Source organism: Pseudomonas fragi, assembly GCF_900105835.1.
In the GTDB taxonomy this organism is placed as follows: Bacteria; Pseudomonadota; Gammaproteobacteria; order Pseudomonadales; family Pseudomonadaceae; genus Aquipseudomonas; species Aquipseudomonas fragi.
In genome coordinates, this window is sequence record NZ_LT629783.1 from 205,872 (window position 1) to 223,680 (window position 17,809).

General features: G+C 63.4%; 17 protein-coding genes. 15 read left to right on the forward strand and 2 right to left on the reverse strand.

The window, feature by feature from the left end; all coding sequences use genetic code 11:
- The first annotated feature begins 4 nt into the window (after positions 1-4).
- The 13 genes from BLU25_RS00950 (at position 5) to BLU25_RS23820 (ending at position 13,428) form a co-directional block, all read left to right on the forward strand.
- Positions 5-1,063 carry an acyl-CoA dehydrogenase family protein gene (locus tag BLU25_RS00950; protein ID WP_016780481.1) on the forward strand — a complete coding sequence of 353 codons (1,059 nt, stop codon included), beginning with the start codon at positions 5-7 and terminating at the stop codon, positions 1,061-1,063.
- 3 nt (positions 1,064-1,066) lie between these two features.
- A complete protein-coding gene (locus BLU25_RS00955; protein WP_016780482.1) occupies positions 1,067-2,218 on the forward strand; it encodes an acetyl-CoA C-acetyltransferase in 1,152 nt (383 codons plus the stop codon).
- Between the two features lie 10 nt (positions 2,219-2,228).
- Positions 2,229-3,107, forward strand: a complete 879-nt coding sequence (locus BLU25_RS00960; RefSeq protein ID WP_016780483.1) for an SDR family oxidoreductase — start codon at positions 2,229-2,231, stop codon at positions 3,105-3,107.
- 149 nt (positions 3,108-3,256) lie between these two features.
- Entirely contained in the window at positions 3,257-4,042 is a 786-nt protein-coding gene (locus BLU25_RS00965; protein WP_016780484.1) for an SDR family oxidoreductase, read from the forward strand.
- A 10-nt stretch (positions 4,043-4,052) separates the two neighbouring features.
- Positions 4,053-4,523, forward strand: a complete 471-nt coding sequence (locus tag BLU25_RS00970) for a MaoC family dehydratase (protein ID WP_016780485.1) — start codon at positions 4,053-4,055, stop codon at positions 4,521-4,523.
- Between the two features lie 9 nt (positions 4,524-4,532).
- Positions 4,533-5,741: an acetyl-CoA C-acyltransferase gene (locus BLU25_RS00975; RefSeq protein WP_016780486.1), complete on the forward strand. Its 1,209-nt coding sequence runs from the start codon at positions 4,533-4,535 to the stop codon at positions 5,739-5,741.
- A 438-nt stretch (positions 5,742-6,179) separates the two neighbouring features.
- Positions 6,180-8,276 carry a putative bifunctional diguanylate cyclase/phosphodiesterase gene (locus tag BLU25_RS00980; RefSeq protein WP_083369471.1) on the forward strand — a complete coding sequence of 699 codons (2,097 nt, stop codon included), beginning with the start codon at positions 6,180-6,182 and terminating at the stop codon, positions 8,274-8,276.
- 66 nt (positions 8,277-8,342) lie between these two features.
- The gene (locus tag BLU25_RS00985; protein ID WP_016780488.1) at positions 8,343-9,089 is read left to right on the forward strand and encodes an SDR family oxidoreductase; all 747 of its coding nucleotides are present in this window, start codon (positions 8,343-8,345) and stop codon (positions 9,087-9,089) included.
- 198 nt (positions 9,090-9,287) lie between these two features.
- Positions 9,288-9,788 carry a sigma-70 family RNA polymerase sigma factor gene (locus BLU25_RS00990; RefSeq protein ID WP_016780489.1) on the forward strand — a complete coding sequence of 167 codons (501 nt, stop codon included), beginning with the start codon at positions 9,288-9,290 and terminating at the stop codon, positions 9,786-9,788.
- Positions 9,785-9,925 carry a FecR/PupR family sigma factor regulator gene (locus BLU25_RS23665; RefSeq protein WP_016780490.1) on the forward strand — a complete coding sequence of 47 codons (141 nt, stop codon included), beginning with the start codon at positions 9,785-9,787 and terminating at the stop codon, positions 9,923-9,925. The genes BLU25_RS00990 and BLU25_RS23665 overlap by 4 nt, the downstream gene beginning before the upstream one ends.
- A gap of 15 nt (positions 9,926-9,940) precedes the next feature.
- Positions 9,941-10,762 carry a FecR family protein gene (locus BLU25_RS00995; RefSeq protein WP_016780491.1) on the forward strand — a complete coding sequence of 274 codons (822 nt, stop codon included), beginning with the start codon at positions 9,941-9,943 and terminating at the stop codon, positions 10,760-10,762.
- A 100-nt stretch (positions 10,763-10,862) separates the two neighbouring features.
- Complete coding sequence (locus tag BLU25_RS01000; protein ID WP_083369472.1) at positions 10,863-13,298, forward strand: TonB-dependent siderophore receptor; 2,436 nt, start codon at positions 10,863-10,865, stop codon at positions 13,296-13,298.
- A gap of 1 nt (position 13,299) precedes the next feature.
- On the forward strand, positions 13,300-13,428 hold the full coding sequence (locus BLU25_RS23820; RefSeq protein ID WP_255311538.1) for a hypothetical protein: 129 nt from the start codon (positions 13,300-13,302) through the stop codon (positions 13,426-13,428).
- Positions 13,429-13,725: 297 nt separating this feature from the next.
- Here the strand turns inward: BLU25_RS23820 and BLU25_RS01005 are convergent, their stop codons facing one another.
- Both BLU25_RS01005 and BLU25_RS01010 read right to left on the reverse strand, forming a co-directional pair.
- Positions 13,726-14,964 (reverse strand): D-mannose isomerase, encoded by a 1,239-nt coding sequence (locus BLU25_RS01005; protein ID WP_016780493.1) that lies wholly within the window; start codon positions 14,962-14,964, stop codon positions 13,726-13,728.
- 92 nt (positions 14,965-15,056) lie between these two features.
- Positions 15,057-15,920 (reverse strand): LysR family transcriptional regulator, encoded by an 864-nt coding sequence (locus BLU25_RS01010; RefSeq protein WP_016780494.1) that lies wholly within the window; start codon positions 15,918-15,920, stop codon positions 15,057-15,059.
- Between the two features lie 176 nt (positions 15,921-16,096).
- Here BLU25_RS01010 and BLU25_RS01015 point away from each other — a divergent pair, with 176 nt between their 5' ends.
- Together BLU25_RS01015 and hcnB are read left to right on the forward strand one after the other, a co-directional pair.
- The gene (locus tag BLU25_RS01015; protein WP_016780495.1) at positions 16,097-16,414 is read left to right on the forward strand and encodes a (2Fe-2S)-binding protein; all 318 of its coding nucleotides are present in this window, start codon (positions 16,097-16,099) and stop codon (positions 16,412-16,414) included.
- Complete coding sequence (hcnB, locus tag BLU25_RS01020; RefSeq protein WP_083369473.1) at positions 16,411-17,808, forward strand: cyanide-forming glycine dehydrogenase subunit HcnB; 1,398 nt, start codon at positions 16,411-16,413, stop codon at positions 17,806-17,808. The genes BLU25_RS01015 and hcnB overlap by 4 nt, the downstream gene beginning before the upstream one ends.
- Position 17,809: the final 1 nt, after the last annotated feature.

Consider the following 17,809-nt stretch of genomic DNA (forward strand, 5'->3'; position numbering starts at 1 on the left):
GGGCATGGACTTTACCTTTACCGAAGACCAGATCACCTTCCGCGAGGCCATCAGCCGTTTTCTGATGACCGAAGCCGCCCCCGAGATGCTCCGTGAAATCTGGGAAACCGATGTCGGCCGCTCCCCGGATCTGCGCAACAAGATTGCCGAGCAGGGCCTCACCGCGCTGTCGATCCCCGAGGCCTTTGGCGGCCTGGGCATGGATGATGTGGCCTGGGCTCTGATGACCCAGGAGTTGGGTTACTACGCCATTCCTGACTCGCTGGCTGACACCGCCTATGTGGCCAGCGCCCTGATTGCCGGGCTGGATGACAGCGTTGCCCGGCGCGGCGAATGGCTGGAGCGCATTGCCGACGGCAGTTTGCGGGTGGCCATCGGGCACCCGGTCAATCCGTTGGTGGCTGATGCCGCCCACGCTGACTTGCTGCTGCTGGCCCATGGCGATGAAGTCCACGCCGTGCCGCGCAGCCAGGTGGATGTGCAAAACCACGCCAGCATCGATGCCTCGCGGCGCCTGGCGCAGATAAGTTGGCAACCCGCTGCGGCCACCCTGGTGGCGCAGGGCGAGCGGGGCCGTGAACTGTGGGTGCAAACCCTGAATCGTGGCGCGCTGTCGGTGGCCGGGCAGTTGCTCGGGCTGGCCCAGCGCATGCTCGATCTGTCGGTGGATTACGCCGCGCAACGCAAACAATTTGGCAAGCCCATCGGCAGCTTTCAAGCGGTCAAGCACCACCTGGCCGATGTCGCCACGGCGCTGGAGTTCGCCAAGCCGGTGCTGTATCGCGCCGCTTATGCCCTGGCGCACAACGAGCCGAATGCCGCGGTGTGGGTATCCCAGGCACGCCTGGCCAGTTGTGAAGCCAGTTGGCTGGCGGCCCGCCACGGCATCCAGGTGCACGGCGCGATGGGTTACACCTGGGAAGTCGACCTGCAAATGTTTATGAAACGCGCCTGGGCGCTGGACAACGCCTGGGGCGACCGCGCGCTGCACAAGACCCGTGTGGCCGAGTATGTATTAAGTGGCGCGGCGCCTTTGGGCTGCGGTTACACGTTTGAGGATTGACCGATGCCTGAAGCCTATATTGTTGATGCATTGCGCAGCCCCACCGGCAAACGCAAGGGCGGCCTGGCCCATGTGCATGCCATCGACCTCGGCGCCCATGTGCTCAAGGCACTGGTGGAGCGCAACGCAATTCCGGCCGACGAATATGACGACGTGATTTTTGGGTGTGTCGACACCATCGGCTCCCAGGCCGGTGATATCGCCCGTACCAGCTGGCTGGCCGCCGGTTTGCCGCTGAACGTGCCCGGCACAACCATCGACCGCCAGTGCGGTTCATCACAACAGGCGCTGCACTTCGCCGCACAGGCGGTGATGAGTGGCACTCAGGATGTGATTGCTGTGGGCGGCGTGCAGACCATGACCCAGATTCCGATTTCCTCGGCGATGCTGGCCGGTCAGCCGCTGGGTTTTGCCGATCCGTTCTCCGGCAGCAAGGGCTGGAAAGCGCGTTTTGGCGAGCAGCCGGTCAACCAGTTCTATGCCGCCCAACGTATTGCCGACCACTGGAATATCAGCCGCCAGGACATGGAAGCCTATGCCCTGGAGAGCCATCGTCGGGCGCTGGCCGCCATGGCCGCCGGTCGTTTCGTCAACGAAATCGTGCCCTGTGAAGGGCTGCGGGACGACGAAACACCGCGCCATACCAGCCTGGCGAAAATGGCCGAGCTGGAGCCGGTGTTTGCCGAGTTTGCGTCGATCACCGCTGCGGTATCCAGCCAGACCTGCGATGCCTCGGCCGCCTTGCTGGTGGTCTCCGAGGCTGCGCTCAAGCGCTACAACCTCACGCCACGGGCGCGGATCCATCACCTCTCGGTGCTCGGCGACGACCCGATCTGGCACCTCACCGCACCGATCGCCGCCACCCGTGCCGCGCTGAAAAAAGCCGGCATGGGCATGCAGGACATTGACCTGGTCGAGATCAACGAAGCCTTTGCCTCGGTGGTCATGGCCTGGGCCAAGGAGCTGGATTTCGACCCGGCCCGCACCAACGCCAACGGCGGCGCGATTGCCCTCGGCCATCCGCTGGGGGCCAGCGGCGCGCGGTTGATGACCAGCCTGCTCAACCAGCTTGAGCACAGCGGTGGCCGCTATGGTTTGCAGACCATGTGCGAAGGCGGCGGACAAGCCAACGTGACGATTATTGAGCGCCTCTAGGAGTAACGACATGGCAATTTGTGCAGGACGTACCGTCATCATTACCGGCGCGGGCGGCGGTTTGGGCCGCGCCTACGCGCTGGCGTTCGCCGGGCAGGGCGCCAATGTGGTGGTCAACGACATTCGTCGCGAAGCCGCAGAAGAGGTGGTGGCCGAAATACGCGAGGCGGGCGGGCAGGCCATCGCCAATGCCGATGACATCACCACCCTCGCCACGGCGCAGCACATCGTCGACGCTGCGCTGGCGGCGTTTGGCGAAGTACATGTGCTGGTCAACAACGCCGGGATCTTGCGCGACCGCATGTTTATCAGCCTGGGTGAAGAGGACTGGGATGCGGTGATGCGTGTGCACTTGAAGGGGCATTTTTGCCTGGCCAATATCCTCGGTAAACGCTGGCGCGACCTGGCCAAGGCGGGTAAACCGGTGGCGGCGCGCATCATCAATACCAGCTCCGGCGCGGGCCTGCAGGGTTCGGTGGGGCAGTCCAATTACAGCGCGGCCAAAGGCGGGATTGCCGCACTGACCCTGGTCCAGGCAGCCGAGCTGGCGCGCTACGGCGTGACCGCCAATGCCCTGGCCCCGGCGGCGCGTACTTCGATGACTGAGAGTGCGATGCCGGACATGGTGAAAAAACCTGAAGACGGCGGCTTTGATGCCTGGGCTCCGGAAAACGTCGCACCGCTGGTGGTGTGGCTGGGCAGTGAATTGTCGGGGGAGGTGAGTGGGCAGATCATCGAAAGCCAGGGTGGGCGATTGTCCCTGGGCGATGGCTGGCGCACCGGGGTGACCCGCGACAAGGGCGCGCAATGGCAGCCTGAAGAGGTGGGCGTTGCCCTGGGCCAGATCCTGGCTGAAGCACCTGCGCCGCAGCGGGTGTGGGGTAGCTGATAGCGCTGGCCCTCACCCCAACCCTCTCCCGGAGGGAGAGGGGGCTGATTTGTGGTGTTCTCGAAACCGCGTGCGGTCAGTCCCCTCTCCCTTGGGAGAGGGTTAGGGTGAGGGGCTTTTGATTTTTGATTAAAAAAGAGCATTCAACCATGAGACAAGCACCCCCTTATGTTCCCGGCCACCAGTTGCTGGCGGGCAAGTCGATTTTGATCACCGCCGCAGCCGGCGCCGGTATCGGTTACGCCGCCGCCAAGCGCTGCGCCGAAGAGGGCTGCCGCGCCCTGATGATTTCCGATATCCACCCACGCCGCCTCGAAGAAGCCGTCGAGCGGCTCAAGGCTGAAACCGGCTTGCAGGCGGTCTACGGCCAGCTGTGCAACGTCACCGTCGAAGCCGATGTGCAAGCCCTGATCGCAGCTGCTGAAGATGCGCTGGGCGGTGTCGATGTGCTGATCAACAACGCCGGGCTTGGCGGGCAGGTGCGCCTGACCGAGATGACGGATGAGCAGTGGTCGTCGGTGCTGGATATCACCCTCACCGGCACCATGCGCATGACCCGCGCCATGCTCCCGCATATGGAGCGCCGAGGTGCCGGGGCCATCGTCAACAACGCCTCGGTATTGGGCTGGCGTGCGCAAAAGGAGCAGGCCCATTACGCCGCCGCCAAGGCGGGGGTCATGGCCCTGACCCGTTGCAGCGCCCTGGAAGCTGCCGAAAGCGGTGTACGGATCAACGCCGTCGCGCCGTCGATTGCCCTGCATGACTTCCTGAAAAAAGCCGCCAGCAGCGAGTTGCTCGACCAGCTCACCAGCCGCGAAGCCTTTGGTCGCGCCGCCGAAGTCTGGGAAGTGGCCAATGTCATGGTGTTTCTGGCCAGTGACTACGCCTCGTATATGGTCGGCGAAGTGCTGCCTGTCAGCTCGCAACAAGCGTGAGGCACAGAGTATGAGCACGACTTTCAGCAGTGCCGCGCAGTTGCTGGCGGCCGAGGGCATGGATCTGGGGCGCACCGACTGGTTGTTGCTGACCCAGGAGCGGATCAACCTGTTTGCCGAGGCCACCGGCGATCATCAGTGGATCCATGTCGACCCTGAGCGCGCCGCCAGCGGGCCGTTCGGTGCCTGCATCGCCCACGGCTACCTGACTCTGGCGTTGGCCAATCTGTTTATGCCGCAACTGATGCAGTTCGAAAACCTGGCCATGGGCGTCAACTGTGGCACTGACCGGCTGCGCTTCCCGGCAGCGGTCAAGGTCGGTTCGCGAATTCGCGGCCATGGCCAGGTGATGCGGGTCGAAACACTGGGCCAGGCCGTGCAGGCAGTGGTGCGCATGAGCGTCGAAATCGAAGGCAGCGAACGCCCCGGCTGTGTGGTGGACACCATCAGTCGCTACACCTTCAACCCTCTTGAACAGTGAGCCTTGAATATGAATTTGAATGACGTTGTGATCGTATCCACCGCCCGCACGGCCCTGACAAAGTCCTTCCGTGGCTCGTTCAACGATACCGAAGCGCCGGTGCTGGGCGGCCATGTGGTGCGTGCCGTCGTCGAGCGCGCGGGTATCGAGCCGGGCTCGGTGGAAGACGTGATCATGGGCGCCGCTGCCCAGCAGGGCACCCAGAGCTACAATATCGGGCGCCTGTGTGCCTATACCGGCGGCTTGCCCGATACCGTGCCGGGCATGGCGCTCGATCGCATGTGCGCTTCGGGCCTGATGAGTATCGGCGTGGCAGCCAACGGCATCATGACCGGCGAAATGAAGATAGCCGTAGCCGGTGGCGTGGAGTCGCTATCGCTGACCCAGAACAAGTACAAAAACACTTACCGCGCCCAGTCTGAGGCCGTGCTTGAGTGCATGCCGACGGCGTATATCCCGATGCTCGAAACCGCCGAAATCGTCTCCCGGCGCTACAACATCAGCCGCGAAGTGCAGGATCAGTATGCTCTGCAGAGCCAGCAGCGCACGGCCGCGGCCCAGGCTGAAGGCCTGTTTGCCGATGAGATCGTGCCACTGGCAGCGCGCAAGCTGTGCTTTGACAAGGAAGGCAAGCCCAGCGGTCATCAGGAGGTAATCGCGGACCGTGACGAGTGCAACCGTCCCTCCACCACCCTTGAAGATCTGTCGAGCCTCAAGCCGGTGTGGAAAGACGGCAAGTGGATTGAACAGGGTGAGTTCATTACGGCAGGCAACGCCTCGCAGTTTTCCGATGGCGCCGCTGCGGTCTTGCTGATGAGCCGTGGCGAAGCCAGACAACGTGGAATCGAAGCCCTGGGTGTGTATCGCGGGATTGCCGTGAGTGGCTGCGCGCCGGAAGAAATGGGCATTGGCCCGGTGTATGCGATTCCCAAGTTGCTCAAGCGCTTTGGCCTGACGGTGTCGGATATTGACCTGTGGGAAATCAACGAAGCGTTCGCCTGCCAGGTGGTGCATTGCCGTGACTTTCTGCAGATTCCCAATGACCGACTGAACGTTAATGGCGGGGCGATTGCCATCGGTCACCCGTTCGGCATGTCGGGTGCGCGAATGGTGGGCCACAGCCTGCTTGAAGGTCGCCGCCGTGGCGCGCGGTTTGTGGTGGTTGCCATGTGCATCGGCGGCGGCATGGGGGCAGCAGGGTTGTTTGAGTTGAACTGAAGGCAGGGGGAGCAGTTTCTTTGTGGGAGCGGGCTTGCCCGCGATTGAGGCGCCGCGGTCAGTCAGACATACCGCGGTGCGGCCATCGCGGGCAAGCCCGGCTCCCACAGGCATTGCGCCGACCTTGTGGGAGCGGGCTTGCCCGCGATTCAGGCGATGGGGTCAGTCAGGCATACCGCAGCGCTGTCATCGCGGGCAAGCCCGGCTCCCACAGAAATTGCGCCGATCTTGTGGGAGCAGGCTTGCTCGCGATTGAGGCGATACGGTCAATCAGGCATACCGCAGCGCTGTCATCGCGGGCAAGCCCGGCTCCCACAGGGAGGGCATGGGGCTTAAGGATTTAGTCGCGCGGATAGGTGCGTAAAAGCAGGGAAGCAGTACAATTGCGCTTCTTTACCGGGCATGGACGCTGTTCGGCATCTGTTCACGAGAAGGCCCATGGTTTCTGCTAGTTACTCCCCCGCGCTGGTTCTGATTTCCCTGTGTGTCGCCATCCTGGCGTCGTACACCGCCCTTGACCTTAGCGGTCGCATCGCCACGGCGCGGGGGCGTACCGTGTATCTGTGGATCGGCGGCGGAGCGCTGGCAATGGGCTTTGGCGTGTGGTCGATGCACTTTATCGGCATGCTCGCCCTGCAGTTGCCCCTTGAACTGGGCTACGACCTGGGGCTGACCCTGTGGTCGTTGCTGGTAGCCATTTTGTCTTCGGGTTTTGCCTTGTGGCTGGTCAGTCAGCCACGGTTGCCGGCCCTGCAGTTGCTGTTCGGTGCCCTGATCATGGGCGCAGGGATCAGTGCCATGCATTACAGCGGCATGGCCGCGTTGCGCATGCAGCCGGGTATCGACTACGACCCGACGCTGTTCGGCCTGTCGCTGGTGATTGCCGTGGGGGCTTCGGCGGCCGCATTGGCGATCGCCTTTCGCTTGCGCAGGCAAACCCCCTATGTACGGCTGATGCGCGGTGGCGCTGCGGTGATCATGGGCCTGGCGATTGTCGGCATGCACTACACCGGCATGGCCGCTGCCAATTTTCCCATCGGCAGTTTTTGCGGTGCCGCCATCGACGGCTTGAGCGGAAACGGCCTGGACAATCTGGTGCTGGTGTCCAGCCTGGCGGTACTGGTGATCGCCTTGCTGACCTCGATTTTCGATGCCCGCCTCGATGCGCGTACTGCCGCCCTGGCAGATTCCCTGACCCTGGCCAACGAAGAACTGACCCAGTTGGCGCTGCACGACACCCTCACCGGGCTGCCCAATCGCATCCTGCTGGCCGACCGCATCGGCCAGGCGATGAACAAGGTGGCGGAGCAGGGCGGCTGTTTTTCGCTGATGTTTATCGACCTCGATGGCTTCAAACCGGTCAACGATGCTTTTGGTCATCACCTGGGCGACCGCCTGCTGCGCGAGGTCGCCTTGCGCTTGCGCGAGCAGCTGCGCAGCCAGGACACCCTGGCGCGCATTGGCGGTGACGAATTCGTGCTGCTGGTGCGCCTGCTTGAGCCTGACGATGCCCCGCAAGTGGCGGCGCGTCAGGTCAGCCTGCTGTCCCGGGCGTTTCGCGTCGATGAGCATGAGTTGCTGATTTCCGCCAGTGTCGGCATCGCGCTGTACCCCGGCAATGGCTTGACCGCCGAGGAGCTGCTGATGAACGCCGACGCGGCGATGTACCACGCCAAGGGCACCGGCAAGAACGGCTACAGCTTTTTCGACGCCTCGATGAACACCAATGCGCGCAAGCAATTGCAACTGCTGCAGGACTTGCGCCAGGCCCTGGAGCTGCAGCAGTTTCGTCTGCATTACCAGCCCAAGTTCGACGCCAGCAACAGCCAGCCGGTGGGGGCTGAAGCGCTGTTGCGCTGGGAGCACCCGCAGCAGGGGTTGCTGCTGCCGGAACACTTTATCGACCTGGCGGAAAAAACCGGCCTGATCATCCCCATCGGCGACTGGGTGCTCAATGAAGCGTGCCGGCAGATGCGCGCCTGGTTCGACCAGGGCTATAGCCACTGGCGCATTGCGGTCAATCTGTCGGCATTGCAGTTCTGTTATTCCGGCCTGGTCGACAGCGTGGTCGCCGCGCTGGAGCGCCATCAGTTGCCCGCCAACAGCTTGACCCTGGAAATCACCGAAACCACCGCCATGAGCGATGCCGACGCGAGCATGGTGGTGTTGCAGCGCTTGTCGCAAATGGGCGTGGACCTGTCCATCGATGACTTTGGTACCGGCTACTCCAGCCTGATGTACCTCAAGCGCCTGCCCGCCAATGAACTGAAGATCGACCGCGGCTTTGTGCGCGACCTGGAGCACGACAGCGACGATGCGGCGATTGTCTCGGCCATTGTCGCGCTGGGCCAGGCCCTGGGTTTGCGCATCGTTGCCGAAGGGGTGGAGACCGATACCCAGCAAAGCTTTTTGACTACCCTTGGCTGTGACGCCCTGCAGGGTTTTCTACTGGGCGAGCCCTTGCCGGCGGAACAGTTTATGGCGGATATCCACAGTGCCAGGCCCGTCGAGCCAGACAACAAGACGGCGACCTGACAAAACCGCGCCTTCGCGGTTATTCTGGCAGCCAGATTTGGATCGGTGTAAGGGGAACACGTATTTATGGATAAAGTCATCGTGATCACCGGCGGCAGCCGCGGTATAGGCGCTGCCACTGCCTTGCTGGCTGCCAGGCAGGGTTATCGGATTTGCATTAACTACCTGACCGATGATGCCGCCGCCCATGAGGTGCTGGCACAGGTTCGCGCCCTCGGTGCCAAGGCCATTGCCGTGCGTGCCGATGTCAGTGACGAAGAAGAAATCATTCGCCTGTTTCTTGACGTCGATGAACAACTGGGGCCGGTGACGGCGCTGGTCAACAATGCTGGCACCGTGGGGCTGAAGTCGCGGGTCGACGAGTTGACCGACCTGCGCATCATGCACACCCTAAAGACCAACGTGCTGGGGCCGATCCTGTGCGCCAAACATGCGGTGCTGCGCATGTCGCCGCGCTACGGCGGGCAGGGCGGAAATATCGTCAATGTGTCATCGGTGGCTGCACGCCTGGGCTCGCCCGGCGAATATGTCGACTATGCCGCTTCCAAGGGCGCGCTGGACACCTTCACCCTGGGCTTGTCCAAGGAACTGGCGGGGGAAGGGATCCGCGTCAATGCCGTGCGCCCGGGCTATATCTTCACCGACTTCCACGCCCTGAGTGGCGACCCGGGGCGAGTCAGCAAACTTGAACCGCTGATCCCGATGGGCCGTGGCGGGCGCCCCGAAGAAGTGGCAGAAGCCATTGTGTGGCTGCTCTCGGACAAGGCCTCCTACACAACGGGCACCTTCCTGGACCTGGGCGGCGGTCGCTGAAGGCCCTGCTCCCACAAGGTCGACGCAATTCCTGTGGGAGCCGGGCTTGCCCGCGATGGTAGCGCCACGGTGTGCCTGACTGACCGCATCGCCTTAATCGCGAGCAAGCCCGCTCCCACACGGCTTGCATTTAGGCTTGATCCGACGATAATGCGACTTATTGCTATTTAAGTATGGTTATCTATCGTGTCTAGCCCTGTGGATCCCAAAAGCCTGCTGGCGAACCTGTATCACGACAATCATGCGTGGCTGCGCGGCTGGTTGTCGCGACAGGTGCGTTGCCCGCAGGATGCGGCTGATCTGGCCCAGGACACCTTCTTGCGCGCCTGGGACGCCCGGCAACTGGAGCGTATCCGGGAACCTCGCGCCTACCTGAGCACCGTGGCCCGGCGCCTGCTGTGTTCGCTGTGGCGGCGGCGCAAGCTGGAGCAGTCCTACCTCGAGCAATTGGCCGAGCTGCCCCCAGCCTTCGCCCCCTCCGCCGAAGACATTGCCCTGGTGCGCGAGGCGATCGAAGCCATCGACCGCGTGCTGGAAGGCTTGCCGTCGCGGGTCAAGCGCGCCTTTTTGCTCAATCGCCTCGAAGGCATGCCCCAGCAGGCCATCGCCGAGTTGCTGGGCGTGTCGCTGGCCACGGTGGAGCGCGATTTGCGCCGCGCCTTTGTTCATTGCCTGTCGCAGACGGCGGAGTGCCCATGAGTACAGCCAAGGTAGATCCGGTCACCCGTGCCGCCATTGACTGGATGCTGCGTCTGGAGTCCGGCCAGGCCTGCCCGTCGGAGCGCCAGGTGTTCAAGGCCTGGCTGGCCGAGAACCCCGCGCACCTGGCAGCCTGACAGCGGGTCGCGGGGGTGCTGAAAACCCCGGTGGCTGACCTGCATGCGGTGGAGCGGCGCAGCCCCGGGCAGTTGCAAGCCGCGCGCCGGGCCCTGCTGGCCAGCACTGTAACGCCCGGTAAAAAGACCCTGCAAGGTGGCCTGCTGCTGTTGCTGCTGGGCCTGGCTGGAGCAGGCCTGGTGGACCGCGTCACGCCCCTGGCAGGCCTGACGGCCGATTACCAGACGGCCACCGGCGAGCGCAAGACGGTCGAACTGGCCGATGGTAGCCTGCTGACGCTCAATGCCCGCAGCGCGGTGGATATCCAGTTCAGCAACGGCCAGCGCCGCGTGCGCCTGCGTGAAGGCGAGCTGCAGGTGGAGGTGGCCGCCGATGCCAAGCGGCCGTTTGTGGTCACCACCGCCCAGGGCCAGGTGCAGGCGCTGGGTACTCGCTTTATGGTGCGCCAGGGCAGCGATGAAAGCCTGGCCAGCGTGCAGCAACACAGCGTGCTACTGGACACCCTGGGCGGTCAGCAGCGGCGCATCGAAACCGGTCAGGCGGTGTCGTTCACCGCCACCCAGATCGACCCGCAAACCCCGACCTCGCGCAGCCAGACCGACTGGCTGCAGGGCCGCGTCGAACTGCATGATGAACCGTTGTCGGCCCTGGTCGAGGCATTGCGGCCCTACCAGACCGGCATGCTGCGCATCAGCCCTGAAGCGGCGCGGGTGCGGGTGTTCGGCGTATTCGCGCTGGACAATACCGCGCAAACCCTCAATACGCTGGCGCAAACCCTGCCGATCAAGGTCACGCGGTACGGACCGTGGCTGACCCTGATCGAGGTGCGCCGGTAAAAACATCCGAATGCGAATTAATTGCAAATAGGGTGAGGGGAACGCCTTTCTCGTTGGTCAAGGTTACAACTGCCTACCTTGCAACGAGAAAGGACGCCCCATGCCGTACGCTCAACCGAAAACCTGCCTGCTGGCGCTGGCCATCACCCTGAGCATTGCCTGCCATCCGCAAGGCGCGCGTGCTGAGGTCATGCCCGGCGAACAAAGCGCCACGCGCTTTTTTGACCTGCCTGCCGCGCCCCTGGGCGTGACCCTGAGCCGCATCGCCCGGGACAGCAACCTGACCCTGTCGGTGGCGCCGGCCTTGTTGCAGGGCAAGACCTCTGCGCCGGTCAATGGCATGTACACCCCGCAACAGGCCGCTGAACGTGCGCTGGCGGGCAGTGGCCTGGGCTTGAGCGTGACCGACAGCGGCGCCCTGAGTGTGTACCCGCATGCCGAGGCCGGGGCGTTGAATCTGGGCGCGACCAACGTATCGGCGCGTGTTGGCGAGGATGGCCGTGGCCACGTCGACGGCTTTGTCGCCACCCGCTCGGCCACCGCCACCAAGACCGACACGCCGATCCTGGAAATCCCGCAGACCATCAACGTGGTCACCGCCGACCAGGTTCAAGAGCAAGGCGCCCGCGACCTGACCCAGGCGCTGCGCTACACCCCGGGGCTGAGCACCAACGGCTACACCGACCGTAACACCATTGCCGATGAAATCACCAGCCGCGGCTTTGCCCCGACGTTGCTCTACCTTGACGGTGCCTATCTGCCTTCGGCGGGCAGCCTGGGCGGCACCCCGCAAATAGACCCCTATACCCTGGAACGCATCGAAGTGCTTAAGGGCCCGTCTTCGGTGCTTTACGGGCAAAACCAGCCGGGGGGCATGATCAATATGGTGTCCAAGCGCCCGAGCACCGAGGCCAAACATCAGGTCAAGGTCGGTACCGGCAGTTTTGACCGCTACAACCTGGCCTTCGACACCACCGGCCCGCTGGACGACGCCAAAACCTTGAGCTACCGGCTGATCGGCGTCGGCAACACCGGCAGCGAACAAATCGACTACACCGAAGATTCGCGCATGCTGCTGGCGCCCAGTTTTACCTGGGCGCCCGATGACAGCACCGAGCTGACGGTGTACGCGCAATTGCAACGGGATGATGCCCTGGCCGACTATCAGTCATTGCCGGCCGTGGGCAGCCTGTACCGCAACTCCCAGGGCAACAAGATCGATCGTGACTTCTTTTCGGGCGACTCGAAATGGAACGACTACAAGCGCGACCAGTATGTGCTCGGCTACCAGTTTTCCCATGCCTTCAACGAGGTCATGACCTACAGGCAGAGCTTGAGCTACATCGACGTCAATGACCGCTACAAGGGTTTCTACCTCAACCGTTTTGTCACTGCCCCGGACGGTGCCACCGACACCCATGCCAGCCGCACCAAGCTGGACTGGCGCCAGCAGAACAGCTCGTACAGCTTCGACAACCACCTGCAGGGCGACTTCGTCACCGGCCCCTTGCAGCACACCTTGCTGGTGGGCCTGGACTACCGTGATTTCACTCGCAAGTATCAGGGTTACAACTTGTCCGGCAGCGAAATTATCGACCTCTACAACCCCACCAACTACCGCACCCTGGGCGTGCCGACCCTGACCACCCAATGGGACAACAAGGTCAAGCAGACCGGCCTGTATGTGCAGGACCAGATCAAGCTGGACAACGTGATCCTCACCATTGGCGGGCGCCAGGACTGGGCCAGGGTGGAGAACAACGACCTGCTGGCCAACTCCCGGGAGAGTCAGGACGACAACAAGTTCACCGCGCGTGTGGGCCTGACCTATGTCACCTCGTTCGGCCTGGCGCCGTATATCAGCTACACCGAATCCTTCCTGCCGTCGGTGGGCACTGCGGCGCCGGCCCGGGGTGGCAAGGCGTTCGCGCCGATGACGGGCAAGCAATATGAAGTGGGGGTCAAATACCAGCCCAACGACTCCAGCCTGCTCACTGCCTCGGTGTTCGAGATCACCCAGCAGAACGTCCTGACCGGTGACCTTGAGTATCTGGAGTATCAGGTTCAGGCAGGTGAGGTCAGGTCGCGAGGCATTGAAGTTGAAGGTAAAAGCAGCTTCAACAACATTGACCTGATTGCGTCGGTGTCATATCTGGACGTGTTCTACACCAAGTCCAACTACGGCAATGAAGGCAACCGCAGCGAGGCGCAATCGCCGTGGGCGGCCAGCGTGTGGGCGGACTACCACTTTACCGGCCAGGCGCTGGCAGGCGTGACCCTGGGCGGTGGTGCGCGGTATACCGGGAAAAACTTCGGGGATTCGGACAACACCTTCAAGACGCCGTCGTTTGTGGTGTATGACGCCACGCTCAACTACGACCTGGCGGCGCTGGATGCGAGCTTCAAGGGTGTGAGCACCCGTCTGAACGTGCAGAACCTGTTTGATCGCGAGTATGTGTCCTCGTGCAACTACAGCTTCGGCTGCTACTACGGCCAGCAGCGCACGGCATCGCTGGAGGTTCAATACGACTGGTGATGTGCCTGATGCACCGCATCGCCTGAATCGCGAGCAAGCCCGCTCCCACAAGATCGGCGCAATGCCTGTGGGAGCCGGGCTTGCCCGCGATGGCCGCGCCGCGGTGTGCCTGACTGACCGCATCGCCTGAATCGCGAGCAAGCCCGCTCCCACAAGGTCGGCGCAATGCCTGTGGGAGCCGGGCTTGCCCGCGATGGCCGCGCCGCGGTGTGCCTGACTGATCGTATCGCCTGAATCGCGAGCAAGCCCGCTCCCACAAGGTCGGCGCAATGCCTGTGGGGGCCGGGCTTGCCCGCGATGGCTGCGCCGCGGTATGCCTGACTGACCGCATCGCCTGAATCGCGAGCAAGCCCGCTCCCACAAGATCGGCGCAATGCCTGTGGGAGCCGGGCTTGCCCGCGATGGCTTCGCCGCGGTGTGCCAGCTTTCAGCGCCGCAGCTTGAGCGCGCTGGCCAGGCTGATGGCCAGCGGCAAGCGGGGTAGCAAGGTGGCCTGGTAGGCATGGTAAAGGTCCGGCTTGCCGGGCCAGATGGTCTGCGATGGCAGGTTGTCGGCCCCCAGTTCGTGATGCCAGCTGCCATTCACACGATCGATCATGTGCAGGTCGATATAGTCCCAGAACTGCTGATACCACACCTCATACCCAGGCTCGTCGGTGCGTTGCAACAACGCGGCCGCCGCAGCCGCCGCTTCGGCTACAACCCAGTGCAGCCGCTCGCGCACCAACGGTTGATGATTCCAGTCCAGGGTGTAGACGATTCCGCCATTGCCAGCCCAGCCATGCTGGCAGGCGCTGGCGAACAGTTGACGCGCGTCTGCCAGCAACCACTCGGGCGCCGGCAGCCCGCGTTGTTTGCGCGCTGCCTCCAGGTGCAGCAACAGGCGCGCCCACTCAAAGGCATGGCCCGGGGTTTTGCCGAAAGGGCGAAAGCCGTCTGACGGGTTGTCGCGGTTGTAGTCGGGCAGCGGCTGCCAGTTGTGATCGAAATGCTCCACCGGCAGGTAGCCGGACTGCGCCGCCTGCTGGTGGATCAGCCGCTCGGTAATGCGCAGGGCGCGATCGAGCCACAGGTCTTCGTCGAGGACATCAGCCAGGGCCAGAAACGCCTCAACACCATGCATATTGCTGTTGGCTCCGCGATACGCCTCGCAGTCACTCCAGTCGCGGGCAAAGCTTTCCAGCAGGGCGCCTTGCGGCTCGGACCAGAACCGGCCTTCAACAATGGCCACCGCATCACCCAGCAACTCGGCCGAGCCACCGCGCCCGGCCACCGCTGCCGAGCTGGCGGCCAGCGCGACAAAGGCATGCAGGTATGCAGCCTTGCGGCTGTTGCCGTCCTGCGCGCCAGGGCTGGCAAACCAGCCGCCATGCTCGCTGTCGCGCAGCGGGCCGGCCAGTGCCGCCAGGCCGTGGTCGATCAGCGGCGCGCATCCAGGCAGGCCTTGAATATGGGCGAGGGCAAAACTGTGGACCATGCGCGCCGTGGTGAGGGTGTCGGCGGGTGCATCGTCCGCTCGGCGGCCATACCGGTCGAGTTGGGCGAAGCCTGATGGCACGCGGGCGGCCTTGGCGAAATCCACCAGCGCCTGGCCCTGGTCGCGCAGCCACTGTTGATGGGAGGCCGAAGTCAGCCAGCTGTCGTGGGTCCGGGTAAGGTCGGTCATGTGCCACCTGTATTGTTTTTATGCGTTGCTCAGCGCTCGCAGCCTAAGGGATTGGCCCTCGGGCTGAAAGCATTCATCGGTGGCCGATCGTCTTAAATTTCCGGCTCCCACTGCTGCGACCAGTCGCTGTCCTGCTTGACGATCTCGCGCAGCAACGCGATGCCTTCCTGCAAGGCGGCGCAGTCACGCTCGCGGGAGTACACCAGGTAGGTGGGGTAGCTGAATTCCGGGGCCTTGGGCACCCGTTCCAGGGCGCCGCTATCCAGGTAACTCTTGACCACGCGGGTGCGGAAGTAGCCGCTGCCGCCGTTGTCCAGAATGTAATGCAGGGCCACCGGCCCCAGGTTGAAACTGATGGCGGCTCGCGCTTTGTCGGGCAGGGCGGCGTCATGCTGACGACGAAAGCCTTCGCCCCATTCAACATACACATAAGGCTCGGGCTGCTCGGGGCGGCGGATCTGGATCAGTTTTTCTTCCAGCAACTGCTCCACCTGCACCCCGGGCCAGTAGGCGGGCTGATAGACCAGGGCGGCGTCCAGCAGGCCCATTTCAATCTGGCGCAGCAGTTGCCCGGCATCGCTGATCTGGATGCGCAGGGCATGGGTGGTCAGGTGCTGGCGCAGGGCTTTGGCCCAGTTGAGGATCAGCGGGTTGCACAGGCTGACCTCACCGCCGATATGCAGCAACTGATCCAGCCCTTCGGGCCGTGGCAGGTCGCGGCGGGCGGCCTCCCAGGTTTGCAGCAGCTGGTTGGCGTACACCACGAAGGCCTCGCCTTCGGGGGTGAGCTTGGCCCCCGCGCGGTTGCGGATAAACAGGGTCACGCCCAGCAGGCTTTCCAGCTTGTGAACCCGGGCAGTGACAGCCGTCTGGGTGACATGGAGTTTTTCCGCCGCGCCCACCAGGCTGCCGTAGCGGACGATTTCAAGGAAGGTACGGGCCAGGTCGAGGTCCATAAGCGCGCCAGTGTGCAAGGGGCCTTCAGTGTAAGGGCAATGGCTGAAAAACACATGAAACGCGCCCTTTATTGGCACGCATCAATGTTTGTTTTCAGAAGCAGGCTAAGGTCACCGGTCCTGGCACAAGGTGCCAGTGATTGACCGAGCGACACCCACAAAAAGGAATGACAGACATGGATGACTTGAAGCGACAGTACGATATCCAACCCTTGAAGCAGGCCGACATGTCCATTCTGGTCAATGGCCAGGCCGTCAATGCCGCGCAGGGCGAGACCGTACTCAGCGTGTTGAACTCAGTGGGCATGCGGCAATTGGCCCCCAATGATCACGGGCGCATGACGGGCGCTTATTGCGGCATGGGCGTGTGCTACTGCTGCCTGGTGAATATCGATGGCAGGCACAAGCGTCGCGCCTGCCAGACCGTGGTCAAGCCCGGCATGCAAGTCGAGACGGGTATCAACCGTGTCGCCAGCCAGGAGCTGGTGCTATGAACGCGCGTACGGTGATTGTCGGGGGTGGCCCGGCGGGCCTGTCGGCGGCGATAGAGCTGGCGCAGCATGGCGTACAAAGCACCTTGCTTGAAGAAGCGTCGCGCCTGGGCGGTGTGGTTTACCGCGGGCCTTTGCGTGACGGTGTTGAACTCGACTACCTGGGCGAGCGCTACAAGGCGGCGCTGCAAAAATTGCACGGCGAGTTTTCGGCCATTGCCCACCTGGTGGATGTACGCCTCAACCATCGCGTGGTCGGCGGGCAGGGACAGCAAAGCCTGCAAGTGCTGGACGAGCATGAACAATTGCAGCAAGTCGGTTTCGATCAACTGTTGCTGTGCGCCGGTTGCCATGAACGCAGCGTGCCGTTTCCGGGCTGGACCACGCCAGGGGTGATCATGCTGGGTGGCCTGCAATTGCAGATCAAAAGTGGCGTCGTCAAGCCCAAGGGGCCGACGCTGATCGCGGGCACCGGGCCCTTGCTGATGCTGGTGGCGTGCCAGTTGCACGCGGCGGGTGTGGAAGTGGCTGGGGTGTATGAGGCGTGCGAGTTTGGCCGCATTGCCAAGGAAAGCCTGGCGCTGCTCAACCAGCCGCAGTTGTTCCTCGACGGCCTGAGCATGCTGGTTTACCTCAAGCGTCATGGCGTGGCCGTGCATTACGGCTGGGGCGTGGTGGAGGCGTTTGGGGAAGGGGAGCTGAGCGAAGTGGTCGTCGCCCCCTATTCCAGCACCTGGCAGGCCGACCTAAGCCAGGCGCAGGCGGTGAAGGCCAATACCCTGGCGGTGGGCTATGGCTTTATTCCGCGCACTCAGCTCAGCCAGCAGATGGGCCTGGAGCACGCCTACAACGTCGACGGTTACCTGGCGGCCAAAGCCGACAGCTGGCAGCAGAGCAGCCAGGCATCCATTCACCTGGCCGGCGATGTCACGGGCATGCGCGGGGGCGAGGCGGCGATGCTCACGGGGCGGATCGCCGCGTTGTCGATCCTGCTGCAGCGTGGGGTCCTGAGTGAGAAACAGGCGCTTGAACAACGCCGCGAGTACCTGTCCAGGCTCAATACCCTGATGCGCTTTCGCAGCGGGATTGATCGGTATACCCGCCGCGGTACACGCCAGATTGACCTGCCGCAGGCCGACACCGTGGTCTGCCGCTGCGAGCATGTGACCCGCGCCGATATCGACCTGGCCCTCAGCCAGGGCGTGCAGGACATGGCCGGCCTGAAAATGCGCACCCGGGTGAGCATGGGCGACTGCCAGGGGCGCATGTGTGTCGGCTATTGCAGTGACCGCCTGCGTGAAGCCACCGGGCGCCAGGATGTGGGCTGGTTGCGCCCGCGTTTTCCGCTGGAACCCGTGCCATTTTCGGCGTTTACCAATGCGTGCAAGGATGCCTGAC

Bases quoted from the DNA above. Each gene is read 5' to 3' on its own strand.
- BLU25_RS00965 (WP_016780484.1), top strand. From the start codon at position 3,257: ATGAGACAAGCACCCCCTTATGTTCCCGGCCACCAGTTGCTGGCGGGC.
- BLU25_RS00970 (WP_016780485.1), top strand. From the start codon at position 4,053: ATGAGCACGACTTTCAGCAGTGCCGCGCAGTTGCTGGCGGCCGAGGGC.
- BLU25_RS00960 (WP_016780483.1), top strand. From the start codon at position 2,229: ATGGCAATTTGTGCAGGACGTACCGTCATCATTACCGGCGCGGGCGGC.
- BLU25_RS00955 (WP_016780482.1), top strand. From the start codon at position 1,067: ATGCCTGAAGCCTATATTGTTGATGCATTGCGCAGCCCCACCGGCAAA.
- BLU25_RS01010 (WP_016780494.1), bottom strand. From the start codon at position 15,920: ATGGACCTCGACCTGGCCCGTACCTTCCTTGAAATCGTCCGCTACGGC.
- BLU25_RS00985 (WP_016780488.1), top strand. From the start codon at position 8,343: ATGGATAAAGTCATCGTGATCACCGGCGGCAGCCGCGGTATAGGCGCT.
- BLU25_RS01015 (WP_016780495.1), top strand. From the start codon at position 16,097: ATGGATGACTTGAAGCGACAGTACGATATCCAACCCTTGAAGCAGGCC.
- BLU25_RS00980 (WP_083369471.1), top strand. From the start codon at position 6,180: ATGGTTTCTGCTAGTTACTCCCCCGCGCTGGTTCTGATTTCCCTGTGT.
- BLU25_RS00975 (WP_016780486.1), top strand. From the start codon at position 4,533: ATGAATTTGAATGACGTTGTGATCGTATCCACCGCCCGCACGGCCCTG.
- BLU25_RS01000 (WP_083369472.1), top strand. From the start codon at position 10,863: ATGCCGTACGCTCAACCGAAAACCTGCCTGCTGGCGCTGGCCATCACC.
- BLU25_RS00950 (WP_016780481.1), top strand. From the start codon at position 5: ATGGACTTTACCTTTACCGAAGACCAGATCACCTTCCGCGAGGCCATC.
- BLU25_RS01005 (WP_016780493.1), bottom strand. From the start codon at position 14,964: ATGACCGACCTTACCCGGACCCACGACAGCTGGCTGACTTCGGCCTCC.
- BLU25_RS23665 (WP_016780490.1), top strand. From the start codon at position 9,785: ATGAGTACAGCCAAGGTAGATCCGGTCACCCGTGCCGCCATTGACTGG.
- hcnB (WP_083369473.1), top strand. From the start codon at position 16,411: ATGAACGCGCGTACGGTGATTGTCGGGGGTGGCCCGGCGGGCCTGTCG.